Origin of the sequence: Enteractinococcus coprophilus (genome assembly GCF_006716305.1) — a bacterium.
GTDB classification, from domain to species: domain Bacteria; phylum Actinomycetota; class Actinomycetes; order Actinomycetales; family Micrococcaceae; genus Yaniella; species Yaniella coprophila.
In genome coordinates, this window is record NZ_VFOU01000003.1 from 377,573 (window position 1) to 392,611 (window position 15,039).

Here is a 15,039-nt window from a genome sequence, read left to right on the forward strand (position 1 = left end):
TGGTAAAAGTCCTTACTGGCGTCGGAAAGGTAGTCCGGCAACCCAAGTTCTGAATCTGGACAGTGTACTGGGCTGTGCGTGTGCACCGGGTGGGGAGATCGTCAGTCGTAGATCAATCACAGAGGCTTCTGGATGGTCCGAGGGCTCTCGCGTGACCATAACGACTGTTGTTAAGGAATCGCGCCCCCGTCTTCTGGGGAGCGTGACGTCCTGCTGCAGTTGACTTGATGCGATATCGCTACAGTGCACCAGCTTGTGGTTCCGGTGCACTTGGAGCTGCAATCCCCCGTGATTACCTGAGTTCGTATTACAGTGCATCGTCACACCCGAGCCTGAATTGAAGACCTTGCCTAGCGGTGTGAGATCCAGTTCTAACCGGTTGCCGAGTTTCATCTCGTCGGGCTGCAGCTCCAGTGTTCCCACAAACTGCCGTCGGCTGATCACGGAACCATCGGACTCCACCAGTCGGCACCACAATTGCGGCAATGCTGCATCAAAGTCTTCCGGTGGGGTCAACCATTGCGGATATTTGGATCGTTCATAGAGGTCAAGCGGGTTGAAGCGGTCGCCGAAAAAGTTCAGGAACCGGGCATGGTTGTCAATCGCATCGCGCAACACCAGCTCATGCAGCGGATGCCTTTGATCAGGCAGGTTGTCATCCAGCGCGTCGAAGCCGGTAAATAGCGGTGTCAACGTCGCATCTGGAAAACGCTCTTCGAGGGTAGCTCGAGTGTGCTGCTCAGTTCGCTCGCGATCGATGGCCCAAATCAGTGGACCCGAGGCAGCAGCGAGTTGGTGTGCACGAGAATGGTCTATCAGGTGCACTCCTGGGGCGTTTCGTACGGTTTCCAGAGCGGTTTTCAAGGCCCGAACATACGATGCGGTGGGCTCCTCGGTGACAATGTGCACGGTGAGCTGCGATCGATGCGCCCAGAGTACGGCGAGGACAGCCCGTCCGGTGAGATCGTTTTCCATCACGAGGTTGTAATGCAGCGCCTGGTCAAGTGGCGTTTTGTTTTGCAGTTCTGCGGTCAGATTGGCAGCGCGGTCATGCCCGGTGGTGCTCACGACGTCCCCTCTATATGGTGCATCTAGGCAGTATAGTCTCTGGTTTTTGGTTTCAATTAAAGTTGTTCCCACTCAATCAATAGACCCTTGGACCTGCATGTGACTGGTGTTACCGTGGAACGACCTGCTCGCTTACACAGAGGAAAATTATGCGCAACACCGCTCAGAAAAAGTTCCAGATTTTTGGTCGTATGACTGCCATAGCAGCGGCGGCGGGGCTTGCTCTCACTGCCTGTGGCAACGGCGAGACCGCTGACACCGGTTCCGGCGAGGGCGGCGATGAAATTAACATTGCTATCAACCATGGTTGGGAAGAAGGCATTGCGGTAGCTGAACTGTGGTCTTTAATCCTGGAGGATGAAGGCTACACCGTCAATAAGACCTACATGGACCTGGCCCCTAGCTTCTCCGCGCTCTCAACCGGTGACATGGACTTCAACATGAACATCTGGCAGCCTGTCACCCACAAAGACTATCTCGAAGAATATGGCGACACTCTCGAAGAAGTTGGCGTCTGGAATAGTGACGCGAACCAGGTCATTGCTGTGAACGCTGATGCTCCATTTGATTCTCTGGAAGATTTAGCTGATCATGCTGAGGAGTATGACAGTCGCTTGGTTGGGATTGAGCCAGGTGCAGGGCTGACCGAACGTACTGAGCAGTATGTTATCCCTGAATACGGTCTTGAAGATTGGGAGTTTAGAACTTCTTCAACCCCTGCGATGTTGCAAGAAGTTAAAACCGCAACCACCGCCGGCGAGCCCATTGCTGTCACCCTGTGGCGTCCACACTGGGCGTTCAATAGCTATGACATCAAGGCTTTGGAAGATCCCAAGGAAGCACTTGGTCAAGAAGAGAATATGACCATTTATGCTCGGGAGGGCTTCTCCGAAGACCAGCCTGAGGTGAATGAATGGCTGGCGAACTTTGAGATTGATACCGAACGACTCCAAGATCTTGAAGTTGTCCTGTTCGAAGAAGAAGTTGAGCAAGACCAGTACGAAGAAGTCATTCGTGCGTGGATGGACGAAAACCAAGACTGGGTTGACTCGCTGACCTCATAAGCCCCCTATACGATCTGACAGGCGTCGTCGAAGGATAATCGACCGGCCCGGGTTCGAATCGCTGCAGGATCATCGGCACTGGGTGCCCACCCGACGTTGATGATCACTTCAGTTTGCCACCCGGTATCGGCATGAAATTCCTCGTCGACGCCTGTTGCATTAAACCCCGTCATCGGGCCGACATGCAGCCCGTGGGCGCGCAGGCCCACAACCAGATATCCGATCTGCAAGTGTGCTGAGCGCTGCCCAATTTCGCGGCGCGCGCCCGGATCGTCTTCAAGTTTGTCTCGAGCGCCCGCTTTATGGGGCGCAAGCACTGATAACTGTCGATGCCAATAGGGATCCCAGGCAGCAAGAATTGTCAGGGGCGCCGCAAGGGTTTTGTCTCGATTGCCCTTACGCATGTGCGGAGCCAATCGTGCCCGAGACTCGACAGTGTGGACCAGGGTGAGGCGTAGCGGCTGGGAGTTCATCTGTGTTGGAGCCCAGCGAATGTCGTCGTAAACGGCCGCAATGGTCGCAGGGTCCACGGCGTCATCGGAAAAGGTGTGGGTGGTGTGCGCGTCAACGAATAACATATCGAGCAGATCGCGAGAAAGACCCGAGGTCGAACCAGTATGCGACATGAGTTTTCCTTTCCTGGGCGTGGCGGAATAAAGTCTAGTGGTACAGTTCGGCCAGCAGATAATGCTGGTGCCGAAGCAGCCGTCGCCACGCTAGGGTATTGAGAGTGACCACCGCTTTATATCGCCGCTACCGTCCGGATACGTTTGAAGAAGTTATTGGCCAGGAACACGTGACCGTGCCACTGGCCAATGCGATCGACAAACACCGGATCAACCACGCCTACCTGTTTTCAGGCCCTCGCGGCTGCGGTAAGACCACCTCGGCACGCATTCTGGCGCGCTGTCTGAACTGTGCCCAGGGCCCAACCGCCACCCCGTGTGGGACCTGTGATTCCTGCGTGGATTTAGCCACCGGTGGTCCGGGTTCGCTGGATGTTATTGAAATTGACGCGGCCTCGCACGGTGGTGTCGACGACGCGCGCGATCTGCGCGAGCGGGCAACCTTTGCTCCGACGCGCGATCGGTACAAGATCTTCATTATTGACGAAGCGCACATGGTCACCTCGGCCGGGTTTAACGCGCTGCTGAAAATTGTTGAAGAACCACCCGAGCACATTAAGTTTATTTTTGCCACGACCGAGCCCGATAAAGTCATCGGGACCATCCGGTCGCGGACCCACCACTACCCATTCCGGTTGGTACCGCCCGAACCGCTCATGGAGCACCTGGAAGCGCTGGCTGCTGCCGAGCAAGTCACGATCGCACCGGGTGTACTGTCGCTGGTCATCCGTGCCGGTGGTGGCTCGGTCCGTGACACGCTGTCGGTATTGGATCAGCTCATTGCCGGTGCCACCGAAGATGGCGTCAGCTATGACCTGGCCGTGAACCTGTTGGGCTTCACGCCGGAGAACCTGTTGGACGACGTCGTCAATGCGCTCGCCGCTGAGGACTCCAGCACCGTGTTCCACGTGGTTGATCAGGTCATTCAGTCCGGGCAGGATCCCGAGCGATTCGTCCAGGATCTACTGGAACGCTTCCGCGACGTCGTCATTGTCAAAGCCGCACCCGAACAGGCCCCGGGAATTTTGCACGGCATGCCCGCCGATCAGCTGCGCCGACTCGAAGCTCAGGCACAGCAGCTGGGACCCGCCGAAGTCTCACGGGCTGCCGACATTACCGCCGCGGCCCTCACTCAGATGTCGGGGGCGACCTCACCGCGGTTACACCTGGAACTGCTGATGGCTCGGCTCATGCTGCCGGCCACCGATGAGACCGAACGCGGCCTGGCCGCACGCATCGACCGGTTGGAACGTCGCTTTGAATATGGCGGTCTACCTGAGTCTGCCACGGTTGAACAACCGGCTGCCAAACCCGTGATCGTGCGTTCGGAGGAGACCGGGTTGTCCGGTGCCGCCGCCGCACGGGCCGCATTGGGTCGCGATTACGATGAAGATGAGCAGCCCGAAGATCTTGTACCAGAGCTTGCTCGTCCAGCCGACGCCGAGTCTCAACCTGCACCCACCCCTATTCCGCCGCAGCGCCAAGCACCGCAGCCAACGCAGACCTCAGAACCTGCACGACCTCGGGCTCAAGCGACACCACAGGCTCCGCAGCAGCCCGCCACATCCCAGCCAGTGACTCCGGACCAGACCGCGTCGACGCCGCCGCAACAGGATCCGCTCCAGCAGACCGCCCAGCAACCTGCTGCCCAGCAGCCATCTCAGGTGGAGATGGCGCGTCGTGCGTGGCCGGAAGTGCTTGAGTTTTTGAAAAACGAGTCTCGGCTGATCTGGATGACCGTCAACGGCAACGCCCAAGTTGTTGGGTATGACGGCAAACTGTTGACCATCGGGTTTGATAACGACGGCGCACGCAGCACTGTCCAACAACGTGGTGGCGAAAAACTGCTAGCCGCCGGTTTCAATCATGTGCTCGGGATCCAACCGGAGCTCGATCTGATTTCGGGTACCTCGGATGGTGGTTCCCCAAAAGCACCTAGCCGCCCGGCTCGGCCACAGCCTCAACAGGCTCCAGCCCAGAGGCAACCGCAACCACCAGCCCAACAGCCGCGAGGCCAGCAGGCACCGCCAGTTCGACCACAAGATCAGCAACCGGCATCCCCGGTTCCCCCGCAAGCTGCGGCCCCAACACCCGGCGCACAGCCGGTGGGGACCCCGCAATCACCGGTATCGCCCGCGTCTCCGCAGTCACCTCAGTCTCCGGCGTCGCCGTCCTCACCACAGCTCGACCCTCCGCAACCACAAGCCCCACAACCGGCCCAGCAGCGTCCGCAGCAGCCCTCGGCTGATCCGATTCATCCGACACCCCCGGCCACCGGTGTCGGAGGATGGGGCTCTGGTGAACCAAATCAGGCATGGGGCCAACCTGAACAACCCACCTGGGGTCAACCAGACGAAGCAGGTTGGGGCGCCTCCGATCCCAACTGGGGTCCACCCGAAGACGATTGGCTGCCACCGCCTGAAGACGACTGGCAACAGGGCCCACCGCCCCAACAACCGCCGGCCCAGCAACAACCACCGGCACAGCAATCAGAACCTGGGGTCCAACCCGCACCGCCAGCTCAGCCGCAGCCAGGTTCATCAGCCGGTCCAACTCCGGGATCGGAAGCAACCCCGGCACCAGAGCCGGAGCGGCCCACCGAACCGGATCCAGTGGCCGCCGACGGCTACGCCGGGTTTATCCCGCGGTCTGCCCCGGATGAGGAACCCTTTGTTCCGGCATTTGCGAAGTCTGAGGCCGAACTACGCGAAGAGTTCAAACGCCGCTTCAGCGACGTCATCCCCTCGAGCCCCGGGCCTACGAAGCCCCAGCGTGAACAAACTCAACCTGCCGGCTCGCGGTTTGCCGATATGGTCGCCCAATACGCGGGCGAACAGTCCGCAGAACAGGATGCCGAACCGACTGTTCAGAAGGATGAACCGACCGACGATGACGACGATTATGCCTCGGATGATGATGAGATCATCGAAGAATCGGGAATCGCCGGGCGGCGCGTCGTCGAAGAAGTCCTCAACGCGCGACTGATCGAAGAACGCAACCCCGACGGCACCCCCAAGGTTTAGCAACGCTGCCACCACCCGAACGAAAGAAGGCACCCACGTGTACGACGGTGCGGTACAAACCCTCATCGATGAACTCGGCCGACTGCCGGGCATTGGCCCAAAATCTGCCCAACGCATCGCCTTCCACATCCTGGAGGCCTCCGAAGCCGACATGGTCGCCCTGGCCAATGCGATCACCGAGGTCAAATCCAAGATCCGGTTGTGCGAGATCTGCTTCAACGTGTCCGAACACGAAACGTGTGCGATCTGCCGCGACGAGCACCGCGACGCCGGGCTGTTATGCGTGGTTGAAGAATCCCAAGACGTCATCGCCATTGAACGGACCCGTACCTATAACGGGCGATACCACGTGCTGGGCGGGGCCATCAACCCGATCGGGGGCATCGGTCCAGAACAGTTGCGCGTGCGCGAACTGCTCACCCGCTTACAAGACGATACGGTCACCGAAGTCATTCTCGCGACCAACCCGAACCTCGAGGGCGAAGCAACCGCAACCTATCTGACCCGCATGCTCTCGCCCGTGGGCATCACGCTTTCCCGTCTGGCCTCGGGCCTGCCGGTCGGCGGCGATCTGGAATACGCTGACGAAGTGACCCTGGGGCGGGCCTTTGAAGGACGACGCAAACTTTAGCGAAGCCCAAGAGCCCAGCCATTACACTTAACCGCAGTCCCATGTTCTAACCAAAAGGTAGTTATGAGCCTGATCATCCAAAAATACGGCGGTTCGTCCGTGGCCGACGCCGAAGGCATCCAACGCGTCGCCCGCCGAGTGGTCGCCACCCAACGCGCCGGGCACCAAGTGGTAGTCGTCGTCTCCGCAATGGGCGATACCACCGATGACCTGCTGGATTTGGCAGGTCAAGTCACCGACGACGCGCCAAAACGGGAAATGGACATTCTGCTGTCCTCGGGTGAACGTATCTCGATGGCCCTGTTGGCCATGGCCGTCAATGCCAACGGCTCCCGGGCCCGATCTTTTACCGGATCGCAGGCCGGCATGATGACCGACACCTACCACGGCCAAGCCCGCATCACCCGGGTCTCCCCCACCAGAATTAAAGAAGCCATCGACGACGGCAACGTGGCCATCGTTGCGGGCTTCCAGGGCATGTCGCCCGAATCCAAGGACATCACCACCATGGGTCGTGGCGGATCCGACACCACCGCCGTCGCACTGGCCGCAGCACTGGACGCTGACGCCTGCGAAATCTACACCGACGTCGACGGCATTTATACCGCTGACCCGCGTTTGGTACCCTCGGCCTCAAGAATCTCGGAAATTACCTCGGAAGAAATGCTGGAACTGGCTGCTTCCGGTTCTAAGATCCTGCACCTACGTGCGGTGGAATACGCCCGCCGATTCGGGGTCAAACTTCACGTCCGGTCGTCCTTCACCGATGAAGAAGGCACCTGGGTTATCCCAGATGAGCAAGACACCATCCAACTACCAGAAGGCCAACCCATGGAACAGCCAATCGTCGCCGGTGTCGCACACGACACCTCCGAAGCCAAAGTGACCATCGTCGGGGTCCCAGATATTCCGGGCAAAGCCGCCGAGATCTTCAAAGTCATCGCCGATGCGCACGCGAATATCGACATGATCGTCCAAAACCCGTCACGGGCCGGTGCTGGGGCAACCGATATTTCCTTTACCGTCCCGTTGAACCAGGGTAAAGACACGATCGCAGCACTGCGTGCAGCCCAGGAACGCATCGGCTTTGAAGACGTCGCTCACCAGCGCAACATCGGCAAGATCTCACTGATCGGTGCTGGCATGCGGTCCAATCCTGGCGTTTCGGCCACTTTCTTCGACGCGCTGCACAAAGCTGGCGCCAATATTGATCTGATTTCCACCTCCGAGATTCGCATCTCTGTAGTCACCGCAGAAGACAAACTGCAAGACGCCGTCCGCGAGATTCATACGGCCTTCGGTCTCGACGCCGAAGAAGTAGCCAAGGTCCACGGCGGTACCGGCCGCTAACGGCCACCGACCCCAACGTTAAACCCCAGAGCCATCGCAGGATTTCGCTGCGATGGCTCTGGGGTTTCTTGGTGCTTCAGGTTATTGCTTATCCCACTGCCCGGGCACGCGACGGTCGCTTCCCCTAATTTCCCCAATTCGGACCGATATGCTACACATTCGCAAACATCGCCGGTGTGCTCGACCTGACGCACTAGTGTGGGAGCTAGACGGCGCCAAGGCCGTTATGCGGTGGGAGGAGGTAAGGTTGCTGGATTCCGACTTCGACGTGACAGGAACTGAAACCGTGCGTCAAACCGGCCAAGCCTTCTTAGAAAAACTCCGTCCCAGTGCCAAAGCAGATCCAGCAGAACAAGGTGCCACCCCGTTTCCAGAAGCCAGTGATATCACCGGACTCGCGCTGCGCTATCATCCAGGATCGGAGATCGACTTCTTAGAACCCTGCGTGGGCACCGGCATCTTTTTCTCCGCCCTGTTGCACCACGTCGCGGACCGACACGGAACGCTCAATATTCACACCGCCCACGGCGTCGAACGCGATGACCAGTTTGCCGCACTTGCCCATGATCTGTGGGCACCGGCCGGTTTAGAAGTTCTCCTACGCGACTTCTTACGCCTGTCGTCCAGTGATCTGCCGCAGGCAAGCATGGTGCTATCTCGACCACCGGCCACCTTTCATCACCGGTTGTCATCCGATGCCAAAGTTCGTGCCGCTGACGCCGCCGAGACATCCTCTGGGATTCGACCTACCGGAATGGCCGATCTGTATAGCCACTTCGTGTTAGCAACCCACAAATTCTTGGCTCCAAAGGCTGTGTCAGCCTGGGTGCTGCCCACAAAGTTCTTACGCCATTCATCTGGTCGAGCACTGCGACTTTATTTGGCCAAACATGTCACACTGCATCGGATTCATGCCTACGATGCACGTGCTTTCGATGTCACCCGGTTGGAAGAAACGATTGATGAATGGTCCGTTGTGGTCTTCACGAACGAATTGCCACACGCCTCGGATGCATTCGAGTTTTCTGTTGGCGGGGATCTTTTCGATCCCAATGAAACAACGCACATGCCCTATGCGCGGTTGAGTCCCGAGATAAACTGGCTTCAACTGGCTGACCTTGACGAAGACAACAGTCCGACGAAGTCGTACACCCTTGAAGACTTCTTTTTCATTCGCAGTGGTTGGGAAGTGCCAGCGCCCAAATTCTTCGTCCAACCGGAAACTCGTGCCTGGGCTTTAGGTATCCAACCCATGCACATGCACCCATTACTACCCCACCCAACAGCGGTAACTGGCAAAACGATCACCGCAGATGAGTGGGGATGGCCTGCAAGTAAGCACCGCCACGTGGTGCTCGCCTCAAATAAAGACGAATACACTCTGGCCGAACTTGACCCAGCCTTTCTGCGGTATCTCGATGCAGCAAATGGAGATACGCGGCAAGCAGCGCAGCGTTCTCACGACGCCCTCTGGTACAACTTGCACCTTCGTCGGCCCGCACCCATAGTGGTCAAAGCAGCCACCGAAGCTGATGATGGACTCTTCCGGTTCATTCTCAACCAATCTGATGGCATCGCCGGCCCCGGCTGGATCACCATGTCACCAAGTCTAGGATTCGCGAAACCCTGGTTTTTGAATAACGACGTGAATTGGTCTGAAGTCATCGAGATCTTAGAATCCATCCGACTTCCGGACGAGGCCGCCAAGCCCACGTTTTCACCTGATGCGCTGGCTTCATTAGACGCCACACCGCTTGTCGAATACTTAGCCAATTTCGATTAGCCGGCTAATCATTTTCGGCCCGAGAGATTCGTCCAGCTCAAAACACTGCCCCTACGTTAGCTAGGATATGAAGCATACCGCGTATGCTCACTCGACCATCTTCAAGGCGCCCTCACCATGTCATCACACCGTATCCGAACTACAAACGAGCCACCGAAGCCGGAAACGTTTGTGCGGAGGCTTCCGGAAAACTGGTTGCGGACGGACGTCATTCTGGCAGTGGTAGTCGCATTCGTTTCAGTGCTGAGCCTGCAGGCTTTGCGGTTGACGGATATTTATACGGGCTCTGGTCTCGACCTCGTGCTAACGCAGGTGTTCTCCTTGGTGATTTCGTTTCTGTTGGTGCTCTACCGACGCTTCCCGATTACTATCGCGGCGATATATACGCTGTTGATCGTTGCCCTGGCATTTATCTCGTTGTCGTTGAATATCTCCTCCGAGTCGTACTCACTACTGTTCGTTGGGTTCATGACGATCTATTCAGTGGGTGCGTGGGTATCGAACCGCAGAGTGGCATTCTGGGTCAGACTATTCTTCGTGTTGGCGCAATGGAGCGGATCGATAGCCATTACCGTCATTGTTGGTTTTGACGAGGCGGTAGATCCCAAAGGGGCGATGCCAGACTTATCGACTGGAGATATGGCCTATGTGCTGGGGACGACCCTGGTTATCTCGCTGGGCTATTACGCTTCGGCTTGGTATTTCGGCGGACGGGCATGGAACCGCGCCAGGGAACGCTGGAAATTGGAAACCGCACACGATCAGCTCGCCCAGGCCAATGCGAAAATCGCCGACGCAGCGGTCCAGGCCGAACGTTTACACATTGCCCGTGAACTGCACGACGTCATTGCCCACCACGTGACGGTGATGGGAGTCCATGCTTCGGCAGCCCGACGGTTGGTCGAAGCCCAGCGTGATCCAACGGCCGTGGTTGACCAGCTGGAACATATCGAAGCATCCTCGGCCCAGGCGGTCCATGAACTGCAAACAATGGTGTACACACTGCGGGATCAGGACGGCTCAACCGAACCACTGCCGGATCTAAGCCAACTCCCCGAGCTCGTTCGACAGGCTGATTCGACGACCCAGACGGTAACCTGTGAAGTAGTCGGTGAGCCGATTGAAGTGTCGGCCGCCGTGGAACTCACCCTCTATCGGGTAGCACAAGAGGCGCTATCGAATGCGCGCAAACATGCCGGCGACGACGTCGAGGTACAGGTAAAATTGGATTACACGGATCAAGACATCACCTTGTCCGTGACAGATAACGGCAAAGCCTATGATCCGGTCCTCAACGGCACCGGGACCGGGATTCAGGGCATGAAAGAACGCGTGCACGCGGTAGACGGCACGTTAGAATATGGTCCCCGCGCCCCGTATGGCTGGAAGGTCATTGTTCGAGTGCCGTGTGCACGATCCATGGAAAGAGTCTCATGACCCAAGAAGCAATTCGCGTGTTGCTAGTAGATGACCAGCCGCTATTGCGGACCGGGTTAGCCACCATTTTGTCCACCGAACCCGGTCTCGAGGTGGTCGGTGAGGCCTCGGATGGTCGCGAGGCGTTAGCGCAGGTCGAGCTGTTGGATCCCGACGTGGTGTGCATGGACGTGCAGATGCCGCACATGGATGGAATTGAAGCGACTAAAGCGTTGACCGCGTTCGAAGCCAGGGCGGCAATTTTGATCCTGACAACTTTTGATCGGGATGACTTTTTATTCGAAACACTCAGGGCCGGCGCTTCGGGTTTCTTACTCAAAACGGCTGGGCCTGAAGAATTGATTCACGCCATCCAGGTGTTAGCTGGCGGGGAGTCACTGTTAGCGCCAGAAGTAACCGGCCGAGTGTTAGATCGGATGTTCACCGAATCTGCCGTTGAACCAGCGGTGGTTTCGCCACCGGTTCCAGAATTTGCCGTGCCCTTGACCCGGCGTGAGGATGAGATCCTATCGATGCTGGTTAAGGGGAAATCAAATGCAGCTATCGCTAAAGAATTATTCGTCGGACCGGCCACAGTGAAAACCCACGTGTCGAATATTTTAATGAAACTCGACGTCAAGGATCGTATCCATGCGGTGATCTGGGCATATGAACACGGTTACGTGAATTCCACGAGGTGAAGTCACGCCGTCGTTGGGCGTTTCGACCCATTGATTTAAGGGCTGCGTTTTTTCGATAAAATCGGGGGTGCCAATTGGTAGATTCCAGATCAGGAGCAATCATGCCCACAATCGTCGTTGAAGTCATGCCGAAGCCAGAGGTGCTTGACCCACAAGGGAAAGCCATCGATGCTCGGCTGCCCGAACTCGGTTTCCGCGAGTTTTCATCCGTACGCCAAGGAAAGCGTTTTGAACTCACTGTGGAGGGTGAGGCCACCGCGGAGGTTCTGGATCGTGCCAAAGAACTGGCGGCTCAATTGCTGGCCAACCCATCGACCGAATACATTGCCAACGTTGAGGTGGCTAAATGAGCAAACCGAAAATCGGCGTCGTGATGTTCGACGCGGCAACGGATGCGGCCTCAGTGATCCGCGCCGTGGAGTTAGCCGGTGGACAACCGGTGAAGCTGCACCCCAAAACAACCACCGCACCTGATGTAGCTGATCTGAGGGTCGTGATTTTGCCTGGTGGTTTCTCCTACGGAGACTATCTGCGTCCCGGTGCACTTGCTGCGACCCAGCCGATTATGAGCGTGTTGGAAGATGCAGTCAAGGCTAAAGAGCTCACCGTTGTTGGTCTGGGCAATGGGTTTCAGGTGCTCACCGAAGCCGGGATGCTTCCCGGCGGGTTTATCGCCAATACCACCCCCGGTTACCACCACGCCGAGGTGGAATTCATGGTCGAAAACACTGTTTCGGCGCTCACGAATGCTTACGAAGCCGCCGATGTGATTCGACTACCGCAAAAGGCTGCGTTTGGTTCCTACACCGCCACCGAGACCGAGCTGGAAGCACTTGAGGCCAATGGGAATGTCATTGTGCGTTCCAAGGATTCCTCGTCGGGCTCAGCCCGCGACATCGCAGGCATTAGCTCCGATGACGGGCTGGTATTAGGACTGATGGCCAACCCGGAATACGCGATCGAAGAAGGCTTTGGTACCGATCATCCAGATGGCCCCGGATTGGGCGTCGATGGTCAGGGCCTGTTTATTTCCGTGGTGCGCGCCGCAGGTGCAACCAATGCTGAAGGAGTTGTCGGTGCATAACACTCAACTAGATACGGTCGCTCACGCCGGAAAAACCCCCGAGGTTGAGCAACCCTGGGCTGCTCTCGGGTTGAATGCTGAAGAATACGGTCGCATTCGAGACATCCTCGGCCGCCGTCCGACCGAAGCCGAGTTGGCCATGTATTCGTCGATGTGGTCCGAGCACACCTCGTATAAGTCCTCGAAAGTCCACCTGCGCCAGTTCGGTGAGAAAACGACCGAAGAAATGCAGCAGCACATGCTGGTGGGCCTGGGTGAAAACGCCGGTGTGGTCGATCTGGGTGACGGTTGGGCGGTGACCTTCAAGGTCGAATCGCACAACTCGCCGTCCTATCTGGAACCGTTCCAGGGCGCTGCAACCGGTATTGGTGGTGTGGTGCGTGACATTATCTCGATGGGTGCCCGCCCGGTGGCCGTGTTGGATTCGCTGCGCGTGGGCCATGAGGATCACGAAGATACCGCTCGCATTGTCAAAGGGGCCGTGGCCGGTGTTGGGCACTACGGCAACATCTTAGGGGTACCAAATATTGCGGGAGAAACCGCGTTTGATGCGGTGTTCCAAGGCAACCCGTTAGTCAACGCTGGCGCGGTGGGCGTGCTGCGCCACGAGGATTTACGCCTGGCCCAGGCTTCGGGGACCGGTAACAAAATTGTGCTGTTCGGTGCGCGCACCGGTGGCGACGGCATCGGTGGCGCGGCCATGAGCTCGGCTGCGTTCGACGACGAGGGTGCCGCCAACACGCCGGTGGTCCAAGCCGGGGACCCGCTGCAGGAAAACGTAATCATCGAAGCCACGCTGGAACTATTTGCCACATCGCTGGTCGAGGGCATCCAGGACCTGGGGGCCGCCGGAATCGCCTGTGCGACGTCCGAGCTGGCTGCCGGTGGCGACGGCGGAATGCACGTCGAACTGACCAACGTGCTGCTGCGCGACGAGGGCCTTTCAGCCGGTGACATTTTGATGTCCGAGTCCCAAGAACGCATGATGGCCGTGGTCACCCCGGAGAACCAGACCGCATTCGAGCAGATCATGGAAAAATACGGGGTCGAGTACTCCTGGCTTGGCGAGGTCAACGACTCGGGTCGGTTGACCATCGACTGGAACGGCGAACGCATCGTCGATGTCGACCCCACCACGGTTGCCGATGGCGGACCCGTCTACGAGCGCCCATATGCGCGCCCTGAGTGGTTGGACACGGTCCAGGCCGACACGTTCCGTGCCTCGGATGCGGCTGCCAGCCTCCCGGAAACCGGTGAAGAGCTCAAGGCCGCCGTCATCGAGCTGATGGCTAGCGCCAATATGGCAGATCGCTCGTGGCTCACCTCCCAAACCGATACCTCGGTGGGTGGCAACACCCGGCAAGCGGCCCCGAATGACTCGGGCGTGCTGCGCGTGGATGAGGAAACCGGCATGGGCATTGGTCTGGCAATTGATTGCAACTCGCGTTACGTTTATCTGGATCCGTACGTGGGTTCCCAGTTGGCCGTGGCCGAGTCCTACCGCAATGTGGCCACCTCGGGTGCGACCCCGTTGGGGATTTCCGATGGTCTGAACTTTGGCTCACCGGAAGATCCGGGTGTCATGTGGCAGTTCGCCGAGTCGACCCGCGGGATTGCCGATGCCTGCATGGAGCTGGGTATTCCGGTGACCGGTGGCAACGTGTCACTGTACAACCAAACCGTGGACACCCCGATCCACCCGACCCCGATGATCGTGACCCTGGGGCGTTATGACGACGTCGCGACCGCGGTGCCATCCTGGCTCCACCCGGCATTTGATGGTTCGGCTATCTACCTGCTGGGTGAAACTTTCGATGAGCTCGACGGTTCCGAATTCGCGCACCTGCGCGGTCACCTGGGCGGTGTCCCACCGAAAGTTAATTTGGCCAAAGAACAACAATTAGCCGGGTTATTGTCCAATGCCTCGCGCACGCACATGTTGGATGCCGCACACGACCTGTCCGATGGTGGACTGGCCGGTGCACTGTCCGACATGGTGCTAGCGGCCGGGGTTGGCGTGCGCATTAACCTGGACTACATCACCGAACGCGACGGTATCGACGCGTTCACTGCGCTGTTCTCCGAATCGCAGGGCCGTGCGCTCGTGGCTGTGCCATTATCCGAGGAAGTACGCTTCCGCGGGATCGCCGAGTCGCGAAACTACCCATCGCTGCGTATCGGCGTGGTGGATGCTAGCTCGCAGGCTCTGGAACTGCAGGACCTGTTCGCCATCACCATTGATGAGTTGCGCGAAGGCTGGGCTACCGCCTTGCCGAAACGCTTCGGCAACTAA

At 58.2% G+C, this 15,039-nt stretch carries 12 protein-coding genes; 10 read left to right on the top strand and 2 right to left on the bottom strand.

Translation table 11 applies throughout. The features are described 5' to 3' along the window. Positions 1-12: 12 nt before the first annotated feature. Entirely contained in the window at positions 13-1,068 is a 1,056-nt protein-coding gene (locus FB556_RS09770; RefSeq protein ID WP_141867173.1) for a hypothetical protein, read from the bottom strand. Positions 1,069-1,217: 149 nt separating this feature from the next. Here FB556_RS09770 and FB556_RS09775 point away from each other — a divergent pair, with 149 nt between their 5' ends. After that, positions 1,218-2,132, top strand: coding sequence for a glycine betaine ABC transporter substrate-binding protein (locus tag FB556_RS09775; RefSeq protein ID WP_246057368.1), 915 nt, complete (start codon positions 1,218-1,220; stop codon positions 2,130-2,132). Between the two features lie 5 nt (positions 2,133-2,137). Here FB556_RS09775 and FB556_RS09780 read toward each other — a convergent pair whose 3' ends face one another. After that, entirely contained in the window at positions 2,138-2,758 is a 621-nt protein-coding gene (locus FB556_RS09780) for a malonic semialdehyde reductase (protein ID WP_141867174.1), read from the bottom strand. A gap of 104 nt (positions 2,759-2,862) precedes the next feature. Between FB556_RS09780 and FB556_RS09785 the strand changes: the two genes are divergently transcribed. The 9 genes from FB556_RS09785 to purL all read left to right on the top strand — a co-directional run bounded on the left by FB556_RS09785 (position 2,863) and on the right by purL (position 15,039). Then, a complete protein-coding gene (locus FB556_RS09785; RefSeq protein WP_141867175.1) occupies positions 2,863-5,781 on the top strand; it encodes a DNA polymerase III subunit gamma and tau in 2,919 nt (972 codons plus the stop codon). Between the two features lie 37 nt (positions 5,782-5,818). Beyond that, positions 5,819-6,412: a recombination mediator RecR gene (gene recR, locus FB556_RS09790; RefSeq protein WP_141867176.1), complete on the top strand. Its 594-nt coding sequence runs from the start codon at positions 5,819-5,821 to the stop codon at positions 6,410-6,412. A 63-nt stretch (positions 6,413-6,475) separates the two neighbouring features. After that, the gene (locus tag FB556_RS09795; protein WP_141867177.1) at positions 6,476-7,762 is read left to right on the top strand and encodes an aspartate kinase; all 1,287 of its coding nucleotides are present in this window, start codon (positions 6,476-6,478) and stop codon (positions 7,760-7,762) included. A 247-nt stretch (positions 7,763-8,009) separates the two neighbouring features. Continuing rightward, complete coding sequence (locus FB556_RS09800; RefSeq protein ID WP_141867178.1) at positions 8,010-9,545, top strand: DNA methyltransferase family protein; 1,536 nt, start codon at positions 8,010-8,012, stop codon at positions 9,543-9,545. 117 nt (positions 9,546-9,662) lie between these two features. Then, a complete protein-coding gene (locus FB556_RS09805; protein ID WP_141867179.1) occupies positions 9,663-10,982 on the top strand; it encodes a sensor histidine kinase in 1,320 nt (439 codons plus the stop codon). After that, entirely contained in the window at positions 10,979-11,662 is a 684-nt protein-coding gene (locus FB556_RS09810) for a response regulator (protein WP_141867180.1), read from the top strand. Before FB556_RS09805 ends, FB556_RS09810 begins: the two co-directional genes overlap by 4 nt. Positions 11,663-11,763: 101 nt before the next feature. Then, entirely contained in the window at positions 11,764-12,012 is a 249-nt protein-coding gene (purS, locus tag FB556_RS09815; protein ID WP_141867181.1) for a phosphoribosylformylglycinamidine synthase subunit PurS, read from the top strand. Continuing rightward, positions 12,009-12,746 (top strand): phosphoribosylformylglycinamidine synthase subunit PurQ, encoded by a 738-nt coding sequence (locus FB556_RS09820; protein WP_141867182.1) that lies wholly within the window; start codon positions 12,009-12,011, stop codon positions 12,744-12,746. The genes purS and FB556_RS09820 overlap by 4 nt, the downstream gene beginning before the upstream one ends. Further along, positions 12,721-15,039 carry a phosphoribosylformylglycinamidine synthase subunit PurL gene (gene purL / locus FB556_RS09825; protein ID WP_141867183.1) on the top strand — a complete coding sequence of 773 codons (2,319 nt, stop codon included), beginning with the start codon at positions 12,721-12,723 and terminating at the stop codon, positions 15,037-15,039. The genes FB556_RS09820 and purL overlap by 26 nt, the downstream gene beginning before the upstream one ends.

What these genes read in the sequence shown, in the direction of transcription:
- FB556_RS09810 (WP_141867180.1), top strand. Translation starts at nt 10,979, where the DNA reads ATGACCCAAGAAGCAATTCGCGTGTTGCTAGTAGATGACCAGCCGCTA.
- FB556_RS09780 (WP_141867174.1), bottom strand. Translation starts at nt 2,758, where the DNA reads ATGTCGCATACTGGTTCGACCTCGGGTCTTTCTCGCGATCTGCTCGAT.
- FB556_RS09820 (WP_141867182.1), top strand. Translation starts at nt 12,009, where the DNA reads ATGAGCAAACCGAAAATCGGCGTCGTGATGTTCGACGCGGCAACGGAT.
- FB556_RS09775 (WP_246057368.1), top strand. Translation starts at nt 1,218, where the DNA reads ATGCGCAACACCGCTCAGAAAAAGTTCCAGATTTTTGGTCGTATGACT.
- purL (WP_141867183.1), top strand. Translation starts at nt 12,721, where the DNA reads ATGCTGAAGGAGTTGTCGGTGCATAACACTCAACTAGATACGGTCGCT.
- purS (WP_141867181.1), top strand. Translation starts at nt 11,764, where the DNA reads ATGCCCACAATCGTCGTTGAAGTCATGCCGAAGCCAGAGGTGCTTGAC.
- FB556_RS09805 (WP_141867179.1), top strand. Translation starts at nt 9,663, where the DNA reads ATGTCATCACACCGTATCCGAACTACAAACGAGCCACCGAAGCCGGAA.
- FB556_RS09795 (WP_141867177.1), top strand. Translation starts at nt 6,476, where the DNA reads ATGAGCCTGATCATCCAAAAATACGGCGGTTCGTCCGTGGCCGACGCC.